This is a genomic window from Trinickia sp., from assembly GCF_057351765.1.
The window spans coordinates 54,137-80,900 of the sequence record NZ_JBMRBK010000075.1; the positions used below are offsets into that span (position 1 = coordinate 54,137).

Below are 26,764 nucleotides of genomic sequence, written 5' to 3' on the forward strand. Positions count from 1 at the left end.
GCGCCGGTCGCACGACCCGATGCTAACCGCAAGGAATCGGTCCTTGCATTAAGAGGAATGAATGGCGAGTAACAACGTAGCCCAATTTGCCGCGGAACTGAAAATGCCTGCCGGGGTGCTGCTCGAGCAGCTCCAGGCTGCGGGCGTCCAAAAAGCGAGTGAGGACGATGCGCTGTCCGAATCGGACAAGGCACGTTTGCTCGACCACTTGCGCAAAGCGCACGGCTCGGCGGACGCGGACAAGCGCAAGATCACGCTGACGCGCCGGCATACGTCGGAAATCAAACAGTCCGACGCGACGGGCAAGGCTCGCACCATTCAGGTCGAAGTGCGCAAAAAGCGCGTGTTCGTGAAGCGCGATGAAGCCGGTGAAGCGGCTGCCGAAGCGGCGGGTCAGGCGGTCGACGCCGAAAGCGCCGAGCTGCAGCGGCGCGAGGAAGAGGCACGCCGGGAGGCCGAGCTGCTCGAGAAACAGGCGCAGGAGCTCAAGGAGCGGCAAGAACGTCTCGAGCGCGAGGAAGCGGAACGCCAGGCGCGCGAGCAAGCCGCCGAGGCGGAGCGTCGCCGCGCCGAGGAAGAGGCTACGGCGAAGCGTGCCGAAGTCGCTGCGCGCGAGCAGGCCGAGCGTGGTGCGAGCGAGGACGAGCGAGCCGCCGCCGAGCGCGCCGCACAGCGCGAAGCGGCCAAGAAGGCCGAAGACGCTGCGCGCGAGGCCGCCGAGAAGGCCCGCGCCGAGCAGGAGGAAATCGCCAAGCGCCGCCAGGCGGCCGAGGCCGAAGCGCGCGCGATTCGCGAGATGATGAATACGCCGCGCAAGGCGCAGGTAAAGGCCCCGGAGCCCGCGCCCGCGAAGCCGGCCGAGCCTGCCGTCAAGACCGCCGAAGCGAAGGGCACGTTGCACAAGCCCGCGCGCCCGCCGGGCGAGGCGGCCCGTCCGGCCGCGCGCAAGGCTGCACCCGCGGCCGCGCCGAGCACGACCCCGGCGGCTCCCTCCGCCGACAAGAAAAAGCCTGGCGGCAAAGCGGGCTGGCAGGACGACGCCGCGAAGCGTCGCGGCATCAAGACGCGCGGCGATTCGAGCGGCGGTGTCGACCGCGGCTGGCGCGGCGGTCCGAAGGGCCGCGGCAAGCATCAGGATGCGGCCGCCAACTTCCAGGCACCGACGGAGCCGATCGTGCGCGAAGTGCACGTTCCGGAGACGATCACCGTTGCCGACCTCGCGCACAAGATGTCCGTCAAGGCATCGGAAGTCATCAAGATAATGATGAAGCTCGGCCAGATGGTCACGATCAACCAGATGCTCGATCAGGAAACGGCGATGATCGTCGTCGAAGAGCTCGGACATCGTGCCGTGGCAGCCAAGCTCGACGATCCCGAGGCGTTGCTCGTCGAAGGAGAAGCGAACGACGCCGAGCAACTGCCGCGTCCGCCGGTCGTCACGGTCATGGGCCACGTCGACCACGGCAAGACGTCGTTGCTCGACTACATCCGGCGCGCCAAGGTGGCGGCGGGTGAAGCGGGCGGCATCACGCAGCACATCGGCGCTTATCACGTCGAAACGCCGCGCGGCGTCATTACGTTCCTCGATACGCCGGGCCACGAAGCGTTCACGGCCATGCGGGCACGTGGCGCGAAAGCCACCGATATCGTGATTCTCGTCGTGGCTGCCGACGACGGCGTAATGCCGCAGACGAAGGAAGCCATTGCGCACGCGAAGGCGGGCGGTGTGCCGATCGTCGTCGCGATCAACAAGATCGACAAGCCGGAAGCGAACCCCGAGCGCGTGAAGCAAGAGCTCGTGGCCGAAGGCGTCGTGCCGGAAGAGTACGGTGGCGATTCGCCGTTCGTGCCGGTGTCGGCCAAGACGGGCGCGGGTATCGACGATCTGCTCGAAAACGTGCTGCTGCAGGCCGAGGTGCTCGAATTGACCGCACCGGTGGATGCGCCTGCGAAGGGACTCGTGATCGAAGCGAAGCTCGACAAGGGCAAGGGCCCGGTTGCGACCGTGCTCGTGCAATCGGGTACGCTCTCGCGCGGCGACGTCGTGCTCGCGGGCAGCGCCTATGGCCGCGTTCGCGCGATGCTCGACGAAACGAGCAAGGCGACGAAATCGGCCGGCCCGTCGATCCCGGTCGAAATCCAGGGCTTGTCGGAAGTGCCTGCCGCTGGCGAAGAAGTCATGGTGCTTCAGGACGAACGCAAGGCGCGCGAAATCGCGCTGTTCCGTCAGGGCAAGTTCCGCGATGTGAAGCTGGCCAAGCAGCAGGCCGCGAAGCTCGAAAGCATGCTCGAGCAAATGGGCGAGGGCGAGGTCAAGAACCTGCCGCTCATCGTCAAGGCCGACGTGCAGGGTTCGCAAGAAGCGCTCGTGCAGTCGCTGCAAAAGCTCTCGACCGACGAAGTGCGCGTGCAGATCGTGCACGGCGCGGTGGGCGGCATCAGCGAGTCGGATGTCAATCTGGCCACGGCGTCGAAAGCGGTCATCATCGGCTTCAATACGCGGGCCGATGCTCAGGCCCGCAAGCTGGCGGAGACCAACGGCATCGATATTCGCTACTACAACATCATCTATGACGCTGTGGATGAAGTGAAGGCTGCGATGTCGGGCATGTTGTCGCCGGAGAAGCGCGAGGTCATCACGGGCATGGTCGAAGTGCGGCAGGTGTTCCGCGTGCCGAAGGTCGGCGCGGTGGCCGGCTGTATGGTGACGGACGGTGTCGTGAAGCGTTCGTCGTCGGTGCGCGTGCTGCGCAACAACGTGGTCATCCACACCGGCGAACTCGATTCCCTGAAGCGCTTCAAGGACGACGTCAAGGAAGTGAAGCAGGGCTTCGAGTGCGGTATGTCGGTCAAGAACTTCAACGATATCGTCGAAGGCGATCAGTTCGAAGTGTTCGAGGTCACCGAAGTCGCGCGTACGCTGTAAGCGCCACGTGCGCGGCTCGGGGCGGGGCGGGCGACGAGCCTGTCCCGCCCGTTGTTTTTTTGGGCGGCCCTTTGTTCGAACGATGGCCGCAAGAACGGTTGTGTGGCCTTTCGGCCCGCAAAGTTTGCATCAGGAATTTTCGCCATGTCGAAGAAACGTAGTTCTCCTAACCGCAACGTGCAGATTGCCGATCAGATCCAGCGCGATCTGTCGGAACTCATCATGCGCGAGGTGAAGGATCCGCGCATCGGGCTCGTGACGATTCAAAGCGTCGAGCTCACGCCCGACTACGCGCATGCGAAGGTCTATTTCACGACGCTGACGGGCGACGCTCAGGCAACCGAGCGCGCACTGAACCACGCGGCGGGTCATCTTCACAATCTGCTGTTCAAGCGGCTGCATATCCATACGGTGCCCACGCTGCACTTTCACTTCGACAAGACCATCGAACAGGCCGTCGAGATGTCGCGCCTGATTGACGAGGCTAATGCCAGCCGGGCCAAGGACGATTGAGTCCCGACTGAGGTCCCGGTGTATGTCCGCTCTTTTTGCAACTGTCCGATGAATCAGAATCAAAGGCCCCGGGTGCCGCGTCGCGTGCTCGATGGGGTGTTGCTGCTCGACAAGCCGCTCGGGCTGTCGAGTAATGACGCGCTGATGAGCGCGAAGCGCCTGTATCTTGCGAAAAAGGCGGGTCATACGGGGACGCTCGATCCGCTCGCATCGGGGCTGTTGCCGCTTTGTTTCGGCGAGGCCACGAAGTTTTCGCAGGATCTGCTCGATGCCGACAAGACCTACGAGGCTACGATGCGGCTCGGCATTCGTACCTCGACGGGCGACGCCGAGGGCGAGGTGCTCGAGACGGCGGCGGTGCGGGTCGAGCGCTCAGAGGTCGAGGCGGCATGCCGGCGCTTTGTCGGCGAGATCATTCAAGTACCTCCCATGTACTCGGCACTGAAGCGCGACGGCAAACCGCTTTATGAGTACGCGCGAGCTGGGCAGACAGTGGAGCGCGAGGGCCGCGCGGTGACCATCCGCTGTCTCGAGGTGACCGGCTGCGTATTGCCGGACGTGACCTTTCGCGTCACCTGCAGCAAGGGCACTTACGTTCGCACGCTGGCCGAGGATATCGGTGCGGCGCTTGGCTGCGGCGCGCACCTCGTCGCGTTACGGCGCACGGGGGTGGGCGCGTTGACTCTGGAACATGCGGTCACGCTGGATGCACTTTCCGATATGGATATGCCCGCGCGCGATGCGATGCTGCAGCCCGTCGACGCGTTGCTCTCCACGTTTGCGCCCGTGCAGCTCGGGCAAGACCTCGCGCGCAGGTTTCAGCAAGGACAGCGTATTCGCCTGGCGGAACTGAGCGCGCCGACGGTGCAGGAAAGCAGCGAGGGCAGCGTTCGCGTGCGGGTATACCGTGAAAGCGATGGCGCTTTGCTTGGCGTAGCACGTGCTGGGGATGGCGTGCTTGCGCCGGAACGGCTCGTCGTCGGCGGGTAAGGCGGGCGTCGAGGGTTTTCTTCAGCGTCGAGCGGGGGAGCCTGCGAGATCCCTTCTCCATTTACAAGGCGCTTCATGCTTTTGCATCATGCTTTCTCAATACTTTGAGAATTCTCAATTGTGATGAGAAAAGCTGAGAAAGGCTCGATCAATGCGCGGCCGATGCGGCTGCGCTCGAATCCCCACCACCCGACCGTTCGGGGCGCGTAATCCAGATGAGCCCGATCAGTACCACGAAGATCACCGCCGAGATGTAGAACAGGTCGTTGACGCCGAGTTGGGCGGCCTGCTGCGTCACCATGCGATCGAAGAGCCCATATCGTTGCGTCGCGTCGAGGCCGGTCGCGGAGCCCATCTGTGACATCGCTTGCGTGAACGTCGGATCGAACGCGCTCGCGCGCTCGGTCAGCTGCGCGTGGTGGAACGTCGTGCGATGATCCCAGGCCGTCGTGAAGATCGAGGTGCCGATCCCGCCGCACATGATCCGCACGAAATTGGACAGGCCCGATGCGGCCGCGATGCGATTGCCGGGCAGGCCGGACAGCGTGATCGACACGAGCGGAATGAAGAAACCCGCCATGCCGATGCCCTGCACGAGCGTCGGCAGCATGAGCGACCAGGTGTCGACACCGGTCGTATAGCGCGAGCGCATCCAGAAACAGAGCGCGAATACGAGAAACGCGGCCGTGGCGATCTTGCGGGGATCGGTTCGTGGCAAGAACTTGCCGGTCAACGGCGAGAGCAGAATGGCGAAGACCCCGACAGGCGCCATGACGAGACCCGCATCGGTCGCGGTGTAGCCGATATCCGTTTGCAGCCAGAGCGGCAGAAGGACCAGGTTCCCGAAATAAAGCCCATAGCCGACCGACAGCGCGACGGTACCGCCCGTGAAGTTGCGCTTCTTGAACAGCGATAGATCGACGACGGGATGCTCGGCGGTCAACTCCCAGACCACGAAGAACGCGAAGCCGATCACGGCGATGAGCGCGAGTATCACGATCGTCGTCGACGAGAACCAGTCCAGATCCTTGCCCTGGTCGAGCATGACTTGCAGCGAGCCGACCCAGATCACGAGCAGGCTGAGGCCGACGGTGTCGATCGGTGCCTTCTTGATCGCCGAGTCGCGCGTGCGGAAGATCGCCCACGTTGCCACTGCCGCGACGATGCCGACCGGGATGTTGACGTAAAAGATCCACGGCCACGAGATATTGTCCGAGATCCACCCGCCCAGAATCGGGCCGGCCACCGGCGCAATCAACGTGGTCATCGCCCACATGGCAAGCGCGAGCGGAGCTTTGGAACGAGGATAGCTCGCCAGCAGCAGCGTTTGCGAGAGCGGAATCATCGGCCCGGCGACCGCGCCCTGGATGACCCGCGAGAAGAGCAGCAACGGCAGCGTCGGAGACAGGCCGCACATCCAGGAAGACAGCACGAACAGCACGATCGATGCGAGAAAGAGGCGAACCTGACCGATGCGGTCGGTCAGCCAGCCCGTCAGCGGCACGGAGATGGCATTGGCGACGGCGAACGAGGTGATGACCCAGGTCCCCTGGTCCGACGAGACGCCAAGATCGCCCGAGATCGTCGGGATCGACACGTTCGCGATCGAGCTGTCGAGCACGTTCATGAACACCGCGAGCGACACGGCGACCGTGCCGATAACGAGCTGCGCGCCGGTGAGCGGCGGATGCGGAGCGGCTGCGGATTGGGCCATTGCGTAAATGCCTCGAAACGGGAAACGTTGGGCTGCTTGTTTACATCAGCTTTGCCGCGCCACTCGCGACTTGCGCACCGCGCGTCCCGTGGGATGCCGGCGGCTTTTGCCGGGCGACGCCCGCCGCTGCATCCGAGCCCGCGTTTTGCGCGATGATGCGAGCGATCTCCGCGTCCGCGTCTGCGCCGTACTTGTCGAATACGTTCGTCTGATAGACGGTGTTTTGGGCGTTGCCCAACTGGCTGCCGTTGTCGTTCTTGATGTCGACGTCGGCTTGCATGGACAGGCCGATGCGCAGTGGATGCGCGTGCAGTTCCTTCGGATCGAGTTCGATCCGAACGGGCAGGCGTTGTACGACTTTGATCCAGTTGCCCGTGGCATTCTGCGCGGGCAGCAGCGAAAACGCGGAACCGGTACCCGCGGAGAAGCCCACGACCTTGCCGTGGTAGACGACCGACGAACCGTAGACGTCCGCGGTCAGTTCGACCGGCTGGCCGATGCGCATATGCTTGATTTGCACTTCCTTGAAGTTTGCGTCGACCCAGACGGCCTCGAGCGGCACGATCGCCATGAGCGGCGTGCCGGGCGAGACGCGCTGCCCCACTTGCACTGAACGCTTCGCCACGTAGCCGGTGACAGGTGCCGGAAGGGTGTTGCGTGCATTGTTCAGATAGGCATCGCGCACTCGCGCGGCTGCGGCGAGCACATTCGGATGCGTTGCGATGGTGGTATTCGAGGTCAGCGCGCGGTTCGACGCGAGTTGCTGTTCGGCGGCATCGAGGCTCGCTTGCGCGCTTTTCACTGCATCGCGCGCATGCGAGATTTCCTCCTGCGAGACCGCACCTGTTTGCGCGACGGCCATGCGTCGCCGCAGATCGTCTTGCGCGCGCGACAGATCGGACTGGCGTTGTGCGATTTGCGCCTGGTACTGATCGTTGTTGGCGAAAAGGCCGCGAACCTGACGCACCGTTTGCGCGAGATTCGCCTCGGCCTGCGCGAGCGTGACACGGGCGTCGGCGCCGTCGAGCACGACCAGCGGGTCGCCCGCCTTGACCGTTTGCGTATCGTCGGCATTCACCGCGATGACGGTGCCCGTCACCTGCGGGGTGATCTGCACGACGTTGCCGTTGACATAGGCATCGTCCGTTTCCTCGTGAAAACGCGCGACGAGGAAATAGTAGACGCCGTACGCGATGGCCGCGATGAGGATCACGCCGACAAGCAGTGCCATCAGCCGCTTGCGCTTTCCGTTCGCCGGCGTCTGAACGTTCGCGGCGGATTGTTGAGTCTCGCTCATGGAAATGCTCTCCGGTTCTCGAGTTTCTGTCTTCGAATGTTCGTCGGCTCGTGGCGCGTCGATCGGTGCCGTGCCTGGATCATGCCTTCATCAGCTCGACGGCGCCGCCGCACTTCGCGCCTGTCCCGGCACCTGCGGCGCCGGCTCGCCGAGCCCGACGGTGTTTGCGTCGAATCCGCCGCCGAGCGCCTTGATGAGCGCAAATTGCAGATCCCTCCGGCGCATCTTGAGATTCGTCACCGTTTGCTCGGCGTTGAGCCGGTTGATGTCGGCCGTGAGCACCTGCAATTGTGGCGAGAGTCCCGCCTTATAGCGGATCACGGCCAGCCGATAAGCTTCGCTCGATGCGTCCAGCGCCCGTTGCGCGTCATTCATCTGACGGTCGATCGCGCGAATCGACGACACCTGCGTGGCCACGTCCGACAGGGCGTTGATCAGCGTCTGGTTGTAATTCGCGACGTCGAGATGGAAATCGGCGTACCGCCCCTTCAATTGGGCGCGCAGGGCGCCGGCATCGAAGATCGGCAGGTGAATCGCGGGCCCGGCCTGCAATTGGCGGCTGCCGGCCGTCAGGAACCGGCTCCAGCCGAAAGAGTCCAGACCCGCTGCCGCGGCCAGATTGATGTCCGGAAAGAATTCGGCCTTGGCCTCTTTCACATCGTGCAGTGCCGCGTCGACCTGCCAGCGCGCCGCGACGAGATCCGGACGGCGCGAAACGAGATCGGCCGGCAGGTTATCGGGCAGTGTCACCGCGCCGCCGGCCGACAGCGCCGGCTGAGCGATCTGCAGCCCGCGGTCGGGCCCCTTGCCGAGCAGCGCGGCGAGCTGATAGCGCACAGCGGTGATTTGCCCGTCGAGATCGGACAGCGTCGTCTGGGTGGAGGCGATGTTGCCGAGTGCGGTCTGCTTTTCGACACTGGTATCGAGGCCGGCCACGACGCGCCCGTTCGTGATCGCGCTGACTTCCTGGCGATTGGCGATTTCGCGTGCCGTGATGTCACGTATCGCGTAAAGCTGTGCGAGCTGGTTGTAGGTACGTGCGACCGAAGAGGCGAGCGTGATGCGCGCGAGCTGGATGTCGGCCTGCGCGGCCTTTTGCTGCGAAAGCGCCGATGCGAGGCGCGCGCGGTTCTTGCCCCAGAGATCGAGGTCCCATGAGGCGCTCGCGAGCGCATTGTGCTCGGTCACCCAGTTGCCCGCCAACGGCGGAGGATAGAGGCCGTTTTCGGTGAATCGCTCGCGCGTGATCGAATAGCTGCCTTCGACTTTCGGCATCAGGCCCGCGCGCGAGGTCTCGATATAGGACTGTGCTTTGGCGAGGCGCGCCTGAGCCTGCGCGATCGTCGGATTGCCGTCGAGCGCTTCGTCGATGAGCTTCGGCAATTGCGCATCGCCGAATTGATTGGCCCAATCGAGCGAGGGCCACTGGCCGCTTTGAGCCGGCAGACTTTGCGCGGCCTCGAAGCTGGCGGCGCTGGCAGGTGTTTTGTCGCTCTTGATGCCGGCATAGCTGACGCAACCGGCGAGGACGAGCGCGGTCAACGCCGCGGCAATGGCGCTCGCGGGCGCGACAACATGGGACGGCACGGTTGGAGAGTTCATTGCATCGCCTTTCGACTCGAATGAAATGATGGACATCGCAACTTGTTGTTATGGGTTCCGGATGGAGATTACTTGCCATCACACCGATGAAGCAGTGCTCGCGGACGCGAACGATTCCTGCGAAATCCGAACTTTGCGCGGCGCGGCTAACGAGGCGTCTCGTCCACCGATTCGCAGGTATTCGCCAGAATGCGCCTCAACATGCTTTTGAGGAAGCCGACTTCTTCGGGTGTAAAACCGCTGAGCGCCCGGTCGACTACGTCGCAGAACATGCCCGGAATGTGCGCGGCCATTTCGTAGCCCTCGGCCGTCAGCTCGAGCAGAACGGCCCGCCTGTCCTCGCTGCTGCGCACCCGCCGCAGCAGCTTGCGCTTTTCGAGCCGGTCGACGAGCCGCGTCACGGCGCTTGCATCGATCCCGTAGTGCCGCGCGAGCTCCGCCGCAAGCTGGCAGCGCCCTGAACCGATCATGAAAAGAATGCTGCCTTGCGTGCTCGTGATGCCCAGCTCTTTCATCGTGCGCTGCGAGACCAGGTTCGAGATGCTCGACTTCGCCCGGGCGAGCAAATACCCGACCACCTCGTCGAGCTCGAATTCGCGCAGTTCTGCAAGAAGCTGGTCGGGAGGTTGGGTCATGATCTGGTGAGCATGCAATAGTTGACTAGGCATGATTCTAGTCGCCAAAAGCTGCCTATGCAACCTTCTTATGCCGAGCGGCTCATCGCGCGGGCGCTCATCATGCCATCGAGCGCGAATACATGCCGGCCAGTTGGCGGGGCGAAGCGCCCGATTCACGCGCCGGATGGTCTGGCCCCGCCTGCCAGTGGGGCTTGCGTCACACCGACGTGCTATAATTTTTGATTACCTCGGGCATGAAGCCGCCGCCCCAAACCGTTCAGATTCCTTATGACTCGCGCCCTACGCAACATCGCCATCATTGCCCACGTCGATCACGGCAAGACCACGCTCGTCGATCAACTGCTTCGTCAGTCGGGCACCTTCCGTGAAAATCAGCAGATCGCGGAGCGCGTCATGGACTCGAACGACATCGAGCGCGAACGCGGCATCACGATCCTGGCAAAGAACTGTGCCGTCGAATACGAAGGGACGCACGTCAACATCGTCGACACCCCCGGGCACGCCGACTTCGGCGGCGAGGTCGAACGCGTGTTGTCGATGGTCGATTCCGTGCTGCTGCTCGTGGATGCCGTGGAAGGCCCGATGCCGCAAACGCGTTTCGTGACGAAAAAGGCGCTGGCGCTCGGATTGAAGCCGATCGTCGTCGTCAACAAGATCGACCGGCCCGGTGCGCGTATCGATTGGGTCATCAATCAAACGTTCGATCTGTTCGACAAGCTGGGCGCGACCGAAGAGCAGCTCGACTTTCCGATCGTCTATGCGTCGGGTCTGAACGGATACGCCTCGCTCGATCCGGCTGCGCGCGAAGGCGACATGCGGCCGCTTTTCGAGGCGATTCTTGCGCACGTGCCCGTGCGCCCGGCCGATCCGGACGCGCCGCTGCAGCTGCAGATCACCTCGCTCGATTATTCCACCTACGTGGGCCGGATCGGCGTGGGGCGCATCACGCGCGGGCGTGTGAAGCCCGGGCAGCCCGTCGTCGTCCGCTTCGGCCCCGAGGGGGAGATCCTGAACCGCAAGATCAACCAGGTCCTGTCGTTCCATGGGCTGGAGCGCGTTCAGGTGGAAGAGGCCGAGGCCGGCGACATCGTGCTCATCAACGGCATCGAGGACATCGGCATCGGCGCGACGATCTGCTCGCCCGACGCGCCCGAAGCGCTACCGATGATCACCGTCGACGAACCGACGCTCACGATGAACTTCCTCGTGAATTCGTCGCCGCTGGCGGGCAAGGAAGGCAAATTCGTCACGAGCCGGCAGATTCGCGATCGACTGATGCGCGAGCTCAACCATAACGTAGCGTTGCGCGTGCGCGACACGGGCGACGAAACGGTCTTTGAAGTGTCGGGCCGCGGGGAGCTGCATTTGACGATCCTCGTCGAGAACATGCGCCGCGAGGGCTACGAGCTCGCCGTATCGCGTCCGCGCGTCGTCCTGCACGAGGTGGATGGCGTGAAGCACGAGCCGTACGAGCTGCTGACGGTCGACCTGGAAGATTCGCACCAGGGCGGGGTCATGGAAGAGCTTGGCCGTCGCAAGGGCGAGCTGCTCGATATGGCATCCGACGGGCGCGGCCGCACGCGCCTCGAATACCGGATTCCGGCGCGAGGATTGATCGGCTTTCAGGGCGAGTTCATGACGCTCACGCGCGGCACGGGACTCATGAGTCATGTGTTCGACGAATATGCACCCGTCAAGGAAGGCTCGCTCGGCGAGCGCCGCAACGGTGTGCTGATCTCGCAAGACGATGGCGCCGCCGTGGCCTACGCACTCTGGAAGCTGCAGGACCGGGGCCGTATGTTCGTGAAGCCCGGCGATGCACTGTACGAGGGCATGATCATCGGCATCCACAGCCGCGACAACGATCTCGTGGTCAATCCGATCAAGGGCAAGCAGCTTACGAACGTGCGGGCGTCCGGTACGGACGAAGCGGTTCGGCTCGTTCCGCCCATTCAGCTTTCGCTCGAGTACGCGGTCGAATTCATCGACGACGACGAGCTCGTGGAAGTGACGCCGCAGTCCATCCGCCTGCGCAAGCGCCATTTGAAGGAGCACGAGCGCCGCCGTGCGAGCCGCGAAACCTCGGTCGATTGATCGAGAGCCAGCTATCGATGGCATCTGTTCGGAAAAAAGCCGCTCGCAAAGAAAAACGAGCGGCTTTTTCATTGGAGCAGGGAACACATGCCGATATCGAATGGCGCTTATGTCCATCTCGAATGTCGGTTGTGTGATATCCTCCCGGTGCTAGTTTTAGGTCCTTCCAAGCAAGACTTGATTCGCGCAATCCGCTAAACGGTCAGGCCGTGTCGCGGAAGGTTGAGTAACCCGCTATTTCTCGAGAAACTCGAAGAAAAGGTGAGCGTAAACATGATGAAGCAATTCCAGCTGAACTCGTACCTGTTCGGCGGCAACGCTCCGTACGTCGAAGAGCTGTACGAGCAATACCTCGATAATCCGGCGTCGGTCCCCGACAATTGGCGGGAGTATTTCGACGCCCTGCAAAACGTGCCCGCGTCGGATGGCTCGAACGCGAACGATGTCGCGCATGGTCCGATCGTCGAATCGTTTGCGCAGCGCGCGAAAGCCAATGCTTTCATCCCGCGCGAAGCCGGCGAGAATCTGGGCACGGCGCGCAAGCAAGTCCACGTCCAGTCTCTGATCAGCGCCTACCGCTTTCTCGGTTCGCAATGGGCCAACCTCGACCCGCTGAAGCGCCGCGAACGTCCCTCCATTCCCGAGCTCGAGCCTGCGTTCTACGACTTCACCGAAGCCGACATGGACCAGACGTTCAGCGCGGGCAATCTGTATTTCGGCTTCGAGCAGGCATCGCTGCGCGATATCGTCAAAGCGCTGCGCGATACGTACTGCGGCACGATCGGCGCCGAATTCCAGTACGTCAGCGATCCCGAACAGAAGCGCTGGTGGCAGGAGCGCCTCGAATCGATCCGGGCCACGCCGAATTTCTCGACTGAAAAGAAGAAGCACATCCTGAACCGGCTCACGGCCGCCGAAGGTCTCGAACGCTATCTGCATACGCGCTATGTCGGCCAGAAGCGCTTCTCGCTCGAAGGCGGGGAGAGCTTCATCGCGGCGATGGACGAGGTCGTGCGCCACGGCGGTGCGCAGGGCGTACAGGAAATCGTCATCGGTATGGCTCACCGCGGCCGTCTGAACGTGCTCGTGAACACGCTCGGCAAGATGCCGTCGGATCTGTTCGCCGAATTCGAAGGCAAGCACGTCGACGATCTGCCGGCAGGCGACGTGAAGTATCACAAGGGCTTCTCGTCGGACGTCTCCACCGAAGGTGGTCCGGTGCACTTGTCGCTGGCGTTCAACCCGTCGCACCTCGAAATCGTGAACCCCGTGGTGGAAGGTTCGGCGAAGGCGCGTATGGATCGTCGTGGCGACGAGAGCGGCGTGCAGGTTCTGCCGGTGCAGATTCACGGTGACGCGGCCTTCGCAGGCCAGGGCGTCGTCATGGAGACGCTGAACCTCGCGCAAACGCGCGGCTACGGCACCCACGGCACGCTGCATATCGTCATCAACAACCAGATCGGTTTCACGACGTCGGACCCGCGCGACGCGCGCTCGACGCTTTACTGCTCCGACGTGGTGAAGATGATCGAGGCGCCCGTGCTGCACGTGAACGGCGACGATCCCGAAGCGGTCGTGCTTGCCACGCAGCTTGCGATCGACTTCCGGATGCAGTTCCACAAGGACGTCGTGATCGACATCGTCTGCTTCCGCAAGCTCGGCCACAACGAGCAGGACACGCCCGCGGTGACGCAGCCGCTGATGTACAAGAAGATCGCCCAGCACCCGGGTACGCGCGCGCTCTACGCGGAAAAGCTCGTGCAGCAGGGCGTGATCGGCTCCGAAGACGCCGATGCCTTCGTCAAGGCCTATCGCCAGGCGATGGATGCCGGCCAGCACACCGTCGATCCGGTCCTCTCGAACTACAAGAGCAAGTACGCGGTCGACTGGGTGCCGTTCCTGAACCGCAAGTGGACGGATGCGGCCGATACGGCCGTCCCGCTTGCCGAGCTCAAGCGCCTCGGCGAGCGCATCACGACGATTCCCGAGAACTTCAAAGTGCACCCGCTCGTCGAGCGTGTCATCAACGACCGCCGCGCCATGGCGCGCGGCGATGCACCGCTCGATTGGGGCATGGGCGAGCATCTCGCCTACGCGTCGCTCGTCGCATCGGGCTATGCGGTGCGCCTCACGGGCCAGGACTCGGGCCGCGGCACGTTCACGCACCGTCACGCGGTGCTGCACGATCAGAACCGCGAGCGCTGGAACGACGGCACCTACATTCCGCTGCAAAACGTGGCGGACGGTCAGGCGAAGTTCACGGTCATCGATTCGGTGCTCTCCGAGGAAGCCGTACTCGGCTTCGAATACGGCTACTCGACGGCCGAACCGAATACGCTCGTCGCATGGGAAGCGCAGTTCGGCGATTTCGCCAACGGTGCGCAGGTCGTGATCGACCAGTTCATCTCGTCGGGTGAAGTCAAGTGGGGTCGTGTCTCGGGCCTCACGATGCTGCTGCCGCACGGCTACGAAGGGCAGGGTCCCGAGCATTCGTCGGCGCGCATCGAGCGCTATTTGCAGCTGTGCGCCGAGCACAACATGCAGGTCGTGCAACCGACCACCCCCGCGCAGATCTTCCATTTGCTGCGCCGTCAGATGATCCGTTTGTTCCGCAAACCGCTCATCGTCTTCACGCCGAAGTCGCTTCTGCGCCACAAGGAAGCGATCTCGGACCTGTCGGAACTCGCAAGTGGCGTATTCCAGCCGGTGATCGGCGAAGTCGACCCCGCTATCGAAGCCAAGAAGGTCAAGCGCGTGGTGATGTGCTCGGGCCGGGTCTACTACGACCTGATCGCCCATCGTCGCGAAGCGAAGGCGAACGACGTGGCGATCATGCGTGTGGAGCAGCTCTATCCGTTCGCTCACAAGCAGTTCGAAACGGAGATGAAGAAATACGACCATGCCACCGAGGTCGTATGGGTCCAGGACGAGCCGCAAAACCAAGGTCCGTGGTTCTACATCGAGCATCACCTGAAGGAAGGCATGCGCGATGGGCAGAAGCTCGCCTATAGCGGCCGCCCGGCATCGGCATCGCCCGCGGTCGGCTATTACGCGAAGCACTACGAGCAGCAAAAAGCGTTGATCGAAGGTGCTTTCGGCCGCTTGAAGAGCGCATCGATTGCGAAATAACTAAACGACAGCGAACCGGGAAAGCGCCGCGCGCTTTCCCGCGCCGTATGCCGCCCAGACCAATCGAAGCGCGCGGGCAGGACGGGCGAGCGTTCGCGCTCCACACCAGATACGAGTTCAGGAAAATCAAATGGCTATTGTAGAAGTCAAGGTTCCGCAGTTTTCCGAATCGGTTTCGGAAGGCACCATGATTGCGTGGAAGAAAAAGCCCGGCGAGGCCGTCACGCAAGACGAAACGCTCATCGAGATCGAGACCGACAAGGTCGTCCTCGAAGTGCCGGCGCCGGCATCGGGCGTGCTCGCGGACATCGTGGTCGGCGACGGTGAGATCGTGAGCTCCGAGCAACTGATCGCGAAGATCGATACGGAAGGCAAGGCCGGCGCCGCGGCACCCGCGGCTGCTGCTGCCGCTCCAGCCGCTGCCGCACCGGTTGCCGCTCCCGCCGCAGCCACCGCAACGGCCACGGCCGGCGCCGCTGCATCGCCGGCCGCCAATAAACTGATGGCGGAGAAGAACCTGTCGGCGGACCAGGTCGCGGGAACCGGCCGCGACGGCCGCATCACGAAGGGCGATGTGCTCGGCACGAGCGCGAAGGCACCGGCCGCGGCGCCTGCCGCGCCGGCTGCGCGTGCGTCGAAGCCGGCGCTGCCGGACGTCAAGGCCCCGGCCTCGGCCGACACGTGGCTCAGCAACCGCCCCGAACAGCGCGTGCCGATGTCGCGCCTGCGCCAGCGTATCGCCGAGCGTCTGCTGGAGTCGCAGCAAACGAATGCCATCCTCACGACGTTCAACGAAGTGAACATGGCGCCGGTGATGGATCTGCGCAACAAGTACAAGGACAAATTCGAGAAAGAGCATGGCGTGAAGCTCGGCTTCATGTCGTTCTTCGTGAAGGCGGCCGTGCATGCGCTGAAGAAATTCCCGCTCGTGAATGCGTCGATCGACGGCACGGACATCGTCTATCACGGTTATTTCGATATCGGTATCGCCGTGGGCTCGCCGCGCGGTCTCGTCGTCCCCATCTTGCGCAACGCCGATCAAATGAGCCTTGCCGAGATCGAGAAGAAGATCGCCGAGTTCGGTCAGAAAGCCAAGGACGGCAAACTGTCGATCGAGGAAATGACGGGCGGCACGTTCTCGATTTCGAACGGCGGCGTGTTCGGCTCGATGCTGTCGACGCCGATCATCAACCCGCCGCAGTCGGCGATTCTCGGTGTCCACGCGACGAAGGAGCGGGCGGTCGTCGAAAACGGCCAGATCGTCATCCGCCCGATGAACTACCTCGCGCTGTCGTACGACCACCGCATCATCGACGGACGCGAAGCCGTGCTCTCGCTCGTCGCGATGAAAGACGCTCTCGAAGACCCGGCGCGTTTGCTCCTCGATCTGTAATTCCCCGCGCCCGGTGTCCGGGCGCAGCAAAGCTTGGTTGAAAATCGCGACGAAGCGCGGCTCACGCCGCGCCGTCGCGTCATCGAAAGGATCGTCATGTCCCAACAATTTGACGTCGTCGTGATCGGCGCGGGTCCCGGCGGGTATGTCGCCGCGATCCGGGCCGCCCAGCTCGGCAAAAGCGTCGCCTGTATCGAAAAGTGGAAGAACCCGGCCGGCACGCTGAAGCTCGGCGGCACCTGCCTGAACGTCGGCTGCATTCCGTCCAAGGCGCTGCTTGCGTCGTCGGAGGAGTTCGAAAATGCATCGCATCATCTGGCCGAGCACGGCATCGCCGTGTCCGAGGTCAAGATGGACGTCGCAAAGATGCAGACCCGCAAGGACGGCATCGTCGAAAAAATGACGAGCGGTATCGAGTTCCTGTTCAAGAAGAACAAGATCACGTGGCTCAAGGGCCATGGCAAGTTCGCCGGCAAAAGCGACGCAGGCGTGCAAATCGAGGTGAGCGGCGAAGGCGAGGCCGAGGTCGTTACGGCGAAGAACGTCATCATCGCGACGGGTTCGAAGGCGCGTCATCTGCCGAACGTGCCGGTCGACAACAAGATCGTTTCCGATAACGAAGGCGCGCTCGCATTCGATGCGGTTCCGGCGAAGCTCGCCGTCATCGGCGCCGGTGTGATCGGGCTCGAGCTCGGTTCGGTCTGGCGCCGCCTGGGTTCGCAGGTCACCGTGCTCGAGGCGCTGCCGCAGTTTCTCGGTGCGGCCGACGATGCGCTCGCGAAGGAAGCCGCGAAGCTTTTCAAGAAGCAGGGCCTCGATATTCAGCTCGGCATCAGCATCGGCGAGGTGAAGGCGAACGCCAAGGGCGTCACGATCGCCTACACCGACAAGGACGGCAACGCGCAAACGCTCGAGGCCGATCGTCTGATCGTATCGGTGGGCCGCGTGCCGAATACCGATAACCTCGGTCTCGAGTCGATCGGCCTGAAGGCGAACGAGCGCGGGTTCATCGAGGTCGACGATCACTGCCGTACGGCGGTGCCGAACGTCTATGCGATCGGCGATGTCGTCCGCGGGCCGATGCTCGCGCACAAGGCGGAAGACGAGGGCGTGCTGGTGGCGGAGATCATCGACGGTCAGAAGCCGCATATCGACTACAACTGCATTCCGTGGGTCATCTATACCGAGCCGGAAATCGCCTGGGTCGGCAAGACCGAACAGCAGTTGAAGGCCGAGGGCCGCGAGATCAAGACGGGGCAGTTTCCGTTCTCGATCAACGGGCGTGCGCTGGGTGTGGCGAAGCCCGAGGGCTTCGTCAAGATGATCGCGGACGCGAAGACCGACGAGCTGCTCGGCGTCCATATCATTTCAGCGAACGCATCGGATCTCATCGCCGAAGCGGTTGTCGCGATGGAGTTCAAGGCGGCATCCGAAGACATCGGACGCATCTGCCATCCGCACCCGTCGCTCTCCGAAGTGATGCGCGAAGCCGCGCTGGCCGTCGACAAGCGTTCGCTCAACAAGTAAGTCGCGGCAGTCACTCCTGGCAGTAAGTTCTGGTAGTCAGTCCTCTCAAGCAGTAGCGGCCCAAGGAGCGGCCGGGGCGAAATCCCCGGCGCCTCTTCGGCCGGTCCGGGCCGGTGCGCGGGCGCGCCCGGTTCCCCGCACAGCGCCCGCTCCGGACGCTGGCCGAGCGGTTCCTTCACGATGAATGTTCTCGAATATTACGAACACGAGCTGCAAGCGCGTGGCTATCTCGCCGACGACGCACAGCTCGCGGCGGTGAATCGCTTGCAGCAATGCTATGCGGAGTGGGTCACCTACAAGAGCCGGCGCTCGAATGCGCTGCGCAAGCTGCTCGTGCATCCCGAGCTGCCGCGTGGCGTCTATATGTGGGGCGGCGTCGGGCGCGGCAAGAGCTTCCTGATGGATAGCTTTTACGCGGTGGTTCCGGTGCAGCGCAAGACGCGGCTGCATTTCCACGAATTCATGCGCGAAGTCCATCGGCAGCTCGAGGAGCTCAAAGGGCAGGCCGATCCGCTCGACGAGCTGGCGCGCCGTGTCGCCAAGCGCTATCGGCTCATTTGCTTCGACGAGTTCCATGTCTCCGACATTGCCGACGCGATGATTCTTCATCGGCTCCTCACCGGGCTCTTCGATAACGGCGTGCAGTTCGTGATGACCTCGAACTACGATCCCGATACGCTCTACCCCGACGGCTTGCACCGTGACCGCGTGTTGCCCGCCATCGAGCTCGTGAAGGAGCGGCTCGATGTGATGAATGTGGATGGCGGTACCGACTATCGTCGACGCACGCTCGCACAGGTCAACGTCTATCACACGCCGCTGGGCGCCGAAGCCGACCGTGCGCTGAGAGCGGCATTCGCGCAGCTCGCGGCCGTGCCCGATGAAAGCCCGCTGCTTCATATCGAGAAGCGCGAATTGAAAGCGTTGCGGCGCGCCGACGGCGTCGTCTGGTTCGATTTCGCGACGCTGTGCGGCGGGCCGCGCTCGCAAAACGACTATCTCGAGTTGGCCTCGCGATTTCATACGGTGGTGCTTTCCGGCGTGCCGCAAATGACGCCTCGCATGGCATCGGAGGCACGCCGTTTCACTTGGCTCGTCGACGTTTTTTACGATCACAAGGTGAAGCTGCTGATGTCGGCGGTGGTGGCGCCCGAAGCGCTCTATCCCGAAGGGCCGATGGCCAATGAATTCGGCCGGACGGTCTCGCGTCTCGTCGAAATGCAGTCGAAGGAATATCTGGAAGCGCCGCGCAGGCTCGTCGACACCTCGTTGACTTGACGGTCGCGGGCTGAAGGCTTTGGCTGCGCGAGCAGGGCGCGGGACAGATTCGGATTATTCTGATATTCGCCGGCCAGGACGAGGCCTATTGTGCTCTCTATTCAAACGAAGGAGGCACAGATGACCCCTTACCGCGAAATAACCGACGAGCAATGGCACCGTGTGGTCACGCTGTTTCCTGAATTGCAGGCGCGCGCGCCTGCGCGTGGCCGTCCCCTCACCGATACACGCGCGGTGCTCAATGGCGTGTTGTGGGTGATCTATAGCGGCGCAGCGTGGTCTTCGATGCCGCGCCGGTACCCCTCCTATCAAACCTGCCACCGTCGCTTCAAGACGTGGTACGACGCGGGCGTGTTCAGGCACGTACTGGGCGAACTGTATGGCGATGCGGCCGAAGGGCTGTGCGAGTCGGTCAGGGCGCGTATGCGCGCGAAGTTGAATCCGGCAAAGGTGGCGCCGGCTTTCTCGACGATCGATGCGCCCACGTTGTCCTATCTGGCTTCACTGCGTCGCGCCGCGTGAGCCACGCGCTCTTCTGCGAGCGAGCCTGCCGTATGGTCAGGACCGCTCGCGCAACAGGTTGTCGTGAGCTCGATCAGTTCTTTGCCTGGTCCGAAGCCGAATCGGCTTGCCGGTTCCACGTTTGCGACCGGCCTAGCAGTGAGACGCCGATATAGCCGCGTACGACGAGCTTCCGGCCTCCCTCATCCAGCGTCATTTTGCATCGATAGACTTTGCCGTTTTCGGGATCGAGGATGTTGCCGCCATCCCAATGATCGCCGTCCTGCTTCATATCGCGGATGATCGTCATACCGAGAATTTTTTGATCCTTGCGGTCGTCGGTACATTCGGTGCATCGGCGATCGGGCGAGTCCGCGGGGTTCAGGCCTTTGATGACTTTCCCGCTCAGTGATCCATCGGCGTTTTGCGTAATCTGTACAAGCGCTTTCGGTTGATGCGTGTGGTCGTCGATTGTTTGCCATACGCCGACGGGGGAATCGGTGCCTTGCGCGAAGGCTATCGTGGCGCTGGCCAGTAACAAGCCGGCTGCTGCCATGCGCTTAACGGCATATAAGGCGATCGAGCGGGTGTCGTGCGGGAAGTGCATGATGTCGTCCTCCTGATGGGGTGAGTCGGCTGTCGTTTCTTTCGCGCGGTGGCGGATAGGCCTGTCGCGCCGCGCTTGTTGGAATCAGGCCAGCATACCCACGAAAAAATGACTGAGGTTTAATAGTGGAACCTCTAATCAGGCTGGAGCGGGCACGCAGTTCGTCCTGGTTCGTCCCCGCGGCATTTCCTTCGGACGTCAAAACATTTGGTACGAAAACGTGGCGTTGATTCGCGGGCTGCGCGATGGGCTTTCGATCGGCGCGTCGGCAACGGCCTTGGCGATCGAGAGATCGAGGCTGTAATGCTTCGCGTCGGTGATCCGCAAGCCAAGCGCGACCGAAGACAGCTTATTGGGCGATGTCGGCCCCGAGTGTAGGTACACCCGCGCCATATCGAACGACACATACGGGGTAACGGTCTGCAAGTAGTGCATCCCCACCGCAAAAGCACGGTTGACTTCGAACGATACGGCCCATCCCGAATCGCCCGATGCCTCTCCCGGCTGATAACCCGAAGCGAATCGTTGAGCGCCGAATGCGATTTGCTCGGAAGTCGGCAGGTTGTCGGGACTGAACTGTCCCGTAGCCGCAACGGTCGTACCGATTTTGAAAGGCCATTCGTTGGATTGAGAAAAACTCGCGCCCGTTCGCACGAACGTGAGCGATACCGGATTCGTCGGAACGGCGCCCGGCACATTCGAATCGGCTGTCTTCGAAGCGCCCAGAATATTGAAAGCATGCGCCACGTTGATGCTCGCGCGGCGGACTTGGCCCGGCTCGACGCCCGTGTAATCGAGTTGCGCCTGCAGCACGCGCTCTTGGGAGCGTAATCCGATTTGCGCGCCGTTGATCGTATTGCGGTAATGGTTTTCGTCATGCGACGCATAGCCGGTCACGGTGCCGATCAACTTGTGCGCATCGCGCAATAGGAACGGGTAGGCGGCCGAAAGCGCGAGCTTGTCGTTGACCACCGTTCGTTCGACGTACGAAGGCAAGCCCGGATTGTCGGTCGGATGGCCGCGGTAGTGCGAGGCGTCGATGTGCGCGACGAGCCCATCGTTGCCCAAAGGCACCGCGCCGTTGGCCGAGTAATAGGTGGTGTCGTCGCGGCCCCTGGGAGCGAGAGCAGAAACGCTGAGCTGCTCTCCGAGCGACGCCAGTCCGTTTTCCGTGACCGTGAAAAGGCCTTGCACGCCCGGGTGGTGCAGGTCGATGCCCGCGCTGAAGTTCAATGGCTTGCGCGCGACGTTGAGCTCGAGGGTCGTCGCGCCGTCTGTCGTTTTCGGTGCCGGTACCGTGGCCGTCACGGTGAGGCCAGGCAGCAATCCGAGCGCATTCACGCTGCGCTCGAACGTCGCGCGACGCAGCGGCCGTTCGTTGCGGATGCGCTCGGCAAGCTGGCGAATCTTGCGTTCGGTCGAGCCCGGATTGCCCTTGATGTCGATCTGCGCGACGTATCCTTCCACAACGGTTACGCGCACTACGCCGTTTTCGAACGTCTGAGCCGGAATGAACGCGAACGATAGCGCATATCCGCGCGACTGATAAAGCCGGGTGATCTCGTTCGCGGTCTCGATCAACTGCCCGATCGTGATGTCTTTGCCGACGAGCGGCGTGAAGTGCCCTGCAACCTCGGCAAAAGGGACGGCCTTGACGCCTTCCACCTGGATCTTCGTTGGGGTGAGATGCGATGCCAGCAATTGCTGCAACTGTGGCGTCGGCCGTTCGACCTGGACCGTGACGCTGGGTGCGTTGCTCGGGGCATGGGTTTGCGGCAGCGCCTGAAGCGGGTTCCCGCTCGCGGCCGCGCGTGTTTGCGCATGCGTCACTGTTGCCACGCCCGCCGCGCCGAGCGCGAGCCCGACCCCTACCAGGAATTCAGTAGTCCTCATCGTTTGTTCCTCGTCTGGCCTTTTTATGGATACCGTCGGGCCGGCTCTGAGGCCGGCGCCGACTCGGTACCTTCGCCCGTTTTCGTTTTCGGGCCGTTTGCGTGCGTGGACCGATGGCGGCACCCGACAAGCGGGGCGCGCCTCGATCCCGCACGATGACGCTACTGCAGTTTCCCGAGAACGGGCAGGCCGTTGCCGAGCAGCGAACCTACGCCCGCGGCACCCGAACCGGCGCCGGCGGCCGGGGCGCTCGATAGCGCGCCGGTGACGCTCGTCAGCGCCCCCGTCAGGGCCGAGAGGGGATTCGTGCCGCCGCTGGCACCGGATGTCACCCCGCTCAACGGTCCGGTGAGGCTCGCGAGCGGACTGCCGGCTCCGCCGCTGCCAGCACTGCCGGCTGCGACGGATGTGTTGGTACTTCCCGCAAGGCTCGTGATCAGTCCTGGGATCGGTGCCGCCCCGTTCGGTCCGTTCGGGTTGACGAGGCCGCCCGCATTCGTGATGGTGGTGCCGAGGACCGATGCGAGTTGTCCGCTGTCGCCGACGAGCGGTTCCTTCGAACTCGAGCCGACAGTCGTGCCCGCGCCCTGCAGTGCGTTGCCGACCTGGGCGAGTACGCCGGATACCGGTTGACCGAGGCCACTCGTGGTGCCAACGGCTTGCGTCGTCTGCCCGAGCGTGATGACGAGCGGCGTGATCGCGTTGCTGACGGGTTGTGTGACTTGCTGAACGGGCGACGATGCGAGCGTATTGCCCAGTATCATCCCGCCCGCCTGTACACCATTCGCTGCCGTATAGAGCGCGCCGGCCACGGGCGTCGTGACGGGTGCCAGCGGCGAGAGCGGGCCGGTGCCGAGCGCATCGACCGTTTTCGCGACCCCTGCGATGACGCCGCTCGTCGCGCTGACCGGCGTGCCGAGCTTGGCCACCGTCGTGCCGACGGGATTGGCCGTGGTGCCTATTTGGCCGAGTCCGTCGCTCAGCGCATCCGCTGTGCTATCGATCACAGGGCCCAGTGCGCCGACGGTGCTGCCCACGCCGCCAGTGACGCCGGAGCTGGCGCCAGGCACCGGCAGCGACGAGATCGCACCGCCGAGATCGGTCGCCACCTTGCCGACGGTGGTGATCGTGCCGGTTGTCTTGGCCGTGGGCGGCGAGGGCGGATCGGTCGGGGTGACATTGCCGCCGCTGTTGTTGCCGCTGAGTCCGGTGGGGACCGAGACGCCGTCGCTGCCGCAGGCGGCAAGCGCGCAGGCCGCAACGATGGCAACAATTGGCGCACACAGTCGCACCGAAGGCGCGGGAATGAAATGAATCGAAACTCGACGTCGATCGGACATGGTCTGCTCCTCGTGGTCTGCTGTCGCGTGCATTGCGTCTTGCAGTTCGCACGCTCGTGAATGGCAAGCGCGGCAGCGCTCGCCGATGGCCGCTTGCGCTGCCCCGCCGCGCGACGCGCAAGCCGGGCTGGGGCAACGGGTTATCGTGGATTTCATTTTCGTGAGAGCCCGCCCGTGAGCGCGCCGGTCAGTGCGCCCAGTCCCGAGAGCGGGCTCGACTGGCCAGCGCTCGATGAGCCGGCCGCGCTCGTCAAGGCGCCGGTGGCCGAGCTCAGCAAGCTGGTGAGAGGCGCCAGCGGGCCGCCGGTCGTGCCAGTACCGGTGCCGGCCGTGCCAGCGATAGCCGAGACGGCGCCGGTAACCGGTGCGAGGGCGCTGCTGCCCAATTGAGTTCCGCCCAACGGGTTCGCGCCTGCCGCTCCCGCCCCGCCGAGTGCGCCTGTCAGGCCCGAGACCGCCCCAGCGAGAGGAGCCAATGGCGAGCCGCCCAGCGAACTTGCGCCGCTGCCTCCCGTGATGAGGCCGCCGGCGCCCGCAACCGTAGCGCCAGTCGGGGAGAGCACGTTGCCGAGACCGCTGGTCACGGGATTGCCGCCCGTAGATGCGACGATCGCGCCCGCCTTGCCGAGCGCACCCCCCGCTGTCGTCAAGAGAGTGGCAAGCGGCTGCCCGGCACCGGTGATCGTGCCGACGCTTTGCGTCGTCGAAGCGAGCGATGTCGTGATTGGTGTGATCGCAGTGCTGAGTTGTTGCGTCACCTGCTCGACAGGGCCGCTCGACAGCGCGCCGCCAAGCGTCGACCCCGCATTCCCGATCGAGGTGCCGAGCGTGGCGACGCCGCCGCCGACGGCCGAGGTGAGCGGCGACAGCGGTGCGAGCGGCCCGCTGCCGAGGCTGGTCACGAGATTTCCCGTATTCGTGATCGCGGAGCCGACTTGGCCGAGCGCAGGACCCGCACTGGCGAGCGTCGTGCCGATTGGGTTTGCGGTGCTGCCGAGTTGGCCGAGACCTTGAGAAATGCCGTTGCCCAGGGTGGACACCGCACCGCCTACGTTCTGCACCACGGCACCGGCGTCTTGTACCGTCTGCGAGCTGACGCCCGGGATGGTCTGCGAGCCGGCCGAGGAGCCGATCGACGAGACGGTCGAGCCGATCGCGCTGACGATGCCGCCGCCGTCGGCGGCAACTTTGCCGATCGCGTTGGCGCTGGCGGTGCCTCCCGAGTCGGAGCCCGAACCGCTCGATCCTGTCGCCCCGCCCGTGCCGCTCGTCCCGGTCGTCCCGCCCGCCGACGAATCGCTGCCGCCGCCCGAAGCCCCGCTGTCCGAACTGGCGAGTGAGCTGCTGCCGCCTTTCGATCCGAGTCCCTGACTCAGGGTCCCCGATCCCCCGCAAGCGGTAAGAGAAAGTAGCGCGCTCGCCACACTCGCAGCCAATAGGGTCCTGAATGCCCCGTCGCTTTTTGGATTTCGCACGATGTCACCCGCTTTTGTTGTCGATTAGAAATGCTGCGGGCGGTAGCTCTGCAATGGCTATGCCAGTGAGGGCTTTCGAACAAGACAAAGCGATGGCGCGAAATGGATGTTTATCCGCTAATCGAGGATTGGCGGTGCTTTGCGAGAGATATGATGACGCGCGAAGTAAACACGCGGACGATGATTTTTGCGTCTTCCGAGTCCGCGTGTAACGTAACGGCACGCACGATCCGTTACGATGACTACCGTAACGCGGCTGACTGCGATTTACAGTTCTAGTGGACTTAATCTAAACTATCGTAACCCCTAACTTAGCGAGTGCACGAATTCAGTGTAAAAGACATCTGAGCTTCGAGAAAACTCGGAAATACACGAGAAACAGGACCGAGCAAGGCGCTGTCACCGGCTTTTTTGGCTCTTGTCGATAAAGCATGAACCGCATGCGTCAGCATGCGGGGGGAACTTCAACACTATTCGATGTTTGCATGTGGGAAACGCGCCTCGGCGAGTGTGCTGCGCTGGAGCGCGGCCTTCCGCTGCGTGAATCCGATTGTTCTGCACGACCGCCGTCAAAAAAAATACGAGGATCATCATGAGCAAGCTCATCGGGCGTTTCCTGAGGCAAGAACGGGGTGTCACCGCAATCGAGTACGCATTGATCGCCGGGCTTATCGCGCTCGCAATCGTTGCGTCATTGAACAATGTAAAGACGAGTATCGTGACGGTGTTCACCAACATCGTCACCAGTCTGACGCCGTAGTCGCGGCGCAAATAGCGCCGAAAGGCAAGCCTCTTTCTAAAAGAAAGTTAAATCGCGGATTGCGTCCTGCAATCCGTGCGGGCCGGTGCGGCCAATTCACATTGAGTTTCATTTCGACGATGCAGCCGGGAAGCACTGTGTTCATCTGCTGGGCCGCCGCGGTCGCGCTTTCAGATTGTCGATACCGGCGGGTTTCGAACGGACTGGTCGCGACGGGCCTCGTTGCGGCTGCGGTTTGTTCGGTGACGCAGGCGGGGCCTTTCCCCGTCGCGCCGCTGCAGGCCGCTGGCGGAGCGGCGCTCGGCTTTGCCGTGCTGCTGCCGTTTTTCCTGCTGGGTGTCATGGGCGCGGCGGACGTGAAAGTTTTCGCGGCGCTCGGCGCGTGGTGCGGTGTTCATGCACTCATCGGGCTATGGGTGCTCGCGTCGCTCGCCGCTGCGGTCCATGCGCTTGCGCTGATCGTCATGGCGAGACGATCGCGCCAGCCTTGGCGTACCGCGAATGCGCCAACCTTCGCGGTCGGCGCGCGCCGTGCGGCGCCCTATGCCGCGTTGCTTGTCGGAGCGGGGGTGATTGCGCTACTCGGCGCGCCGTTGCCGGGAGTGGCGCCTTGAAGCCCTTATGGTTGGCGATGCATAGCCGTGCTCGTGAGCGCCAACACGGCACAGCGGCTATCGAATTCGCGCTCGTATTCCCTCTGCTGTTCGTGATGCTCTACGGCATCGTGACTTACAGCATGATTTTCGTGGCAAAGCAAAGCTTGACGCTTGCAGCCGAGGAAGGCGCACGCGCAGCGCTCAACTATCAGAGCGCGTCAAGCGCGGCTGCCGCGCTGAGCGCGCGCAGTCAAAGCGCCTGCACGGTGGCAACGAATTCGGCGGCGTGGCTGCGCGGCGCCGCCAATTGCGCGGCTCAGGCTCAGGCATGCAGTTACGACGCATCGCTCGATTGCGTCGAGGTGACGCTGACCTACGACTACGCGAGCCGTCCGCTCGTGCCGACGTTGCCGCTGCTGGGCCTGGCATTGCCGGGCACGCTGACGAGTGCCGCGACAGCGCAGATCAATCCGGAGAACCTGTTATGAACG

At 63.4% G+C, this 26,764-nt stretch carries 20 protein-coding genes; 12 read left to right on the forward strand and 8 right to left on the reverse strand.

Translation table 11 applies throughout. The features are described from left to right. Positions 1-61 precede the first annotated feature (61 nt). The 3 genes from infB to truB all read left to right on the forward strand — a co-directional run bounded on the left by infB (position 62) and on the right by truB (position 4,429). Positions 62-2,926: a translation initiation factor IF-2 gene (infB, locus tag ACO1XS_RS20735; protein WP_331565858.1), complete on the forward strand. Its 2,865-nt coding sequence runs from the start codon at positions 62-64 to the stop codon at positions 2,924-2,926. A 144-nt stretch (positions 2,927-3,070) separates the two neighbouring features. Beyond that, positions 3,071-3,439 carry a 30S ribosome-binding factor RbfA gene (gene rbfA / locus ACO1XS_RS20740; RefSeq protein WP_331565860.1) on the forward strand — a complete coding sequence of 123 codons (369 nt, stop codon included), beginning with the start codon at positions 3,071-3,073 and terminating at the stop codon, positions 3,437-3,439. 48 nt (positions 3,440-3,487) lie between these two features. Further along, positions 3,488-4,429 carry a tRNA pseudouridine(55) synthase TruB gene (truB, locus tag ACO1XS_RS20745; RefSeq protein ID WP_486391598.1) on the forward strand — a complete coding sequence of 314 codons (942 nt, stop codon included), beginning with the start codon at positions 3,488-3,490 and terminating at the stop codon, positions 4,427-4,429. 148 nt (positions 4,430-4,577) lie between these two features. On the opposite strand, the gene ACO1XS_RS20750 is transcribed toward truB, so the two are convergent. From ACO1XS_RS20750 to ACO1XS_RS20765, 4 genes are all read right to left on the reverse strand, one after another. Further along, positions 4,578-6,143 (reverse strand): DHA2 family efflux MFS transporter permease subunit, encoded by a 1,566-nt coding sequence (locus ACO1XS_RS20750; protein WP_331565864.1) that lies wholly within the window; start codon positions 6,141-6,143, stop codon positions 4,578-4,580. 40 nt (positions 6,144-6,183) lie between these two features. Further along, positions 6,184-7,440, reverse strand: coding sequence for an EmrA/EmrK family multidrug efflux transporter periplasmic adaptor subunit (locus ACO1XS_RS20755; protein WP_331565866.1), 1,257 nt, complete (start codon positions 7,438-7,440; stop codon positions 6,184-6,186). 90 nt (positions 7,441-7,530) lie between these two features. Next, positions 7,531-9,042 carry an efflux transporter outer membrane subunit gene (locus ACO1XS_RS20760; protein WP_486391599.1) on the reverse strand — a complete coding sequence of 504 codons (1,512 nt, stop codon included), beginning with the start codon at positions 9,040-9,042 and terminating at the stop codon, positions 7,531-7,533. A gap of 146 nt (positions 9,043-9,188) precedes the next feature. After that, positions 9,189-9,677: a MarR family winged helix-turn-helix transcriptional regulator gene (locus ACO1XS_RS20765; protein ID WP_331565870.1), complete on the reverse strand. Its 489-nt coding sequence runs from the start codon at positions 9,675-9,677 to the stop codon at positions 9,189-9,191. 270 nt (positions 9,678-9,947) lie between these two features. Between ACO1XS_RS20765 and typA the strand changes: the two genes are divergently transcribed. The 6 genes from typA (at position 9,948) to ACO1XS_RS20795 (ending at position 19,623) form a co-directional block, all read left to right on the forward strand. Beyond that, positions 9,948-11,774, forward strand: a complete 1,827-nt coding sequence (gene typA, locus ACO1XS_RS20770; protein WP_331565872.1) for a translational GTPase TypA — start codon at positions 9,948-9,950, stop codon at positions 11,772-11,774. Between the two features lie 273 nt (positions 11,775-12,047). Continuing rightward, a complete protein-coding gene (locus ACO1XS_RS20775) occupies positions 12,048-14,903 on the forward strand; it encodes a 2-oxoglutarate dehydrogenase E1 component (RefSeq protein WP_331565874.1) in 2,856 nt (951 codons plus the stop codon). A gap of 130 nt (positions 14,904-15,033) precedes the next feature. Further along, positions 15,034-16,296, forward strand: a complete 1,263-nt coding sequence (gene odhB / locus ACO1XS_RS20780) for a 2-oxoglutarate dehydrogenase complex dihydrolipoyllysine-residue succinyltransferase (RefSeq protein WP_331565876.1) — start codon at positions 15,034-15,036, stop codon at positions 16,294-16,296. Between the two features lie 96 nt (positions 16,297-16,392). Continuing rightward, on the forward strand, positions 16,393-17,823 hold the full coding sequence (lpdA, locus tag ACO1XS_RS20785; protein ID WP_486391600.1) for a dihydrolipoyl dehydrogenase: 1,431 nt from the start codon (positions 16,393-16,395) through the stop codon (positions 17,821-17,823). Positions 17,824-18,003: 180 nt separating this feature from the next. Continuing rightward, a complete protein-coding gene (gene zapE / locus ACO1XS_RS20790) occupies positions 18,004-19,101 on the forward strand; it encodes a cell division protein ZapE (RefSeq protein ID WP_486391601.1) in 1,098 nt (365 codons plus the stop codon). Between the two features lie 120 nt (positions 19,102-19,221). Then, positions 19,222-19,623, forward strand: coding sequence for a transposase (locus tag ACO1XS_RS20795; protein ID WP_331565882.1), 402 nt, complete (start codon positions 19,222-19,224; stop codon positions 19,621-19,623). 73 nt (positions 19,624-19,696) lie between these two features. On the opposite strand, the gene ACO1XS_RS20800 is transcribed toward ACO1XS_RS20795, so the two are convergent. From ACO1XS_RS20800 to ACO1XS_RS20815, 4 genes are all read right to left on the reverse strand, one after another. After that, positions 19,697-20,209: a DUF2147 domain-containing protein gene (locus ACO1XS_RS20800; RefSeq protein ID WP_331565884.1), complete on the reverse strand. Its 513-nt coding sequence runs from the start codon at positions 20,207-20,209 to the stop codon at positions 19,697-19,699. A gap of 198 nt (positions 20,210-20,407) precedes the next feature. Next, the gene (locus tag ACO1XS_RS20805) at positions 20,408-22,102 is read right to left on the reverse strand and encodes a ShlB/FhaC/HecB family hemolysin secretion/activation protein (RefSeq protein WP_486391602.1); all 1,695 of its coding nucleotides are present in this window, start codon (positions 22,100-22,102) and stop codon (positions 20,408-20,410) included. A gap of 161 nt (positions 22,103-22,263) precedes the next feature. Continuing rightward, positions 22,264-23,442 (reverse strand): collagen-like triple helix repeat-containing protein, encoded by a 1,179-nt coding sequence (locus tag ACO1XS_RS20810; protein ID WP_486391603.1) that lies wholly within the window; start codon positions 23,440-23,442, stop codon positions 22,264-22,266. 152 nt (positions 23,443-23,594) lie between these two features. Beyond that, entirely contained in the window at positions 23,595-24,920 is a 1,326-nt protein-coding gene (locus ACO1XS_RS20815) for a collagen-like triple helix repeat-containing protein (protein ID WP_486391630.1), read from the reverse strand. Positions 24,921-25,509: 589 nt separating this feature from the next. Here ACO1XS_RS20815 and ACO1XS_RS20820 point away from each other — a divergent pair. The 3 genes from ACO1XS_RS20820 to ACO1XS_RS20830 all read left to right on the forward strand — a co-directional run bounded on the left by ACO1XS_RS20820 (position 25,510) and on the right by ACO1XS_RS20830 (position 26,761). Beyond that, positions 25,510-25,677, forward strand: coding sequence for a Flp family type IVb pilin (locus ACO1XS_RS20820; RefSeq protein WP_331565895.1), 168 nt, complete (start codon positions 25,510-25,512; stop codon positions 25,675-25,677). A gap of 119 nt (positions 25,678-25,796) precedes the next feature. Beyond that, a complete protein-coding gene (locus ACO1XS_RS20825) occupies positions 25,797-26,291 on the forward strand; it encodes a prepilin peptidase (protein WP_486391631.1) in 495 nt (164 codons plus the stop codon). Between the two features lie 17 nt (positions 26,292-26,308). Then, positions 26,309-26,761, forward strand: coding sequence for a TadE/TadG family type IV pilus assembly protein (locus ACO1XS_RS20830; RefSeq protein ID WP_331565909.1), 453 nt, complete (start codon positions 26,309-26,311; stop codon positions 26,759-26,761). The last annotated feature ends 3 nt before the right edge of the window (positions 26,762-26,764 follow it).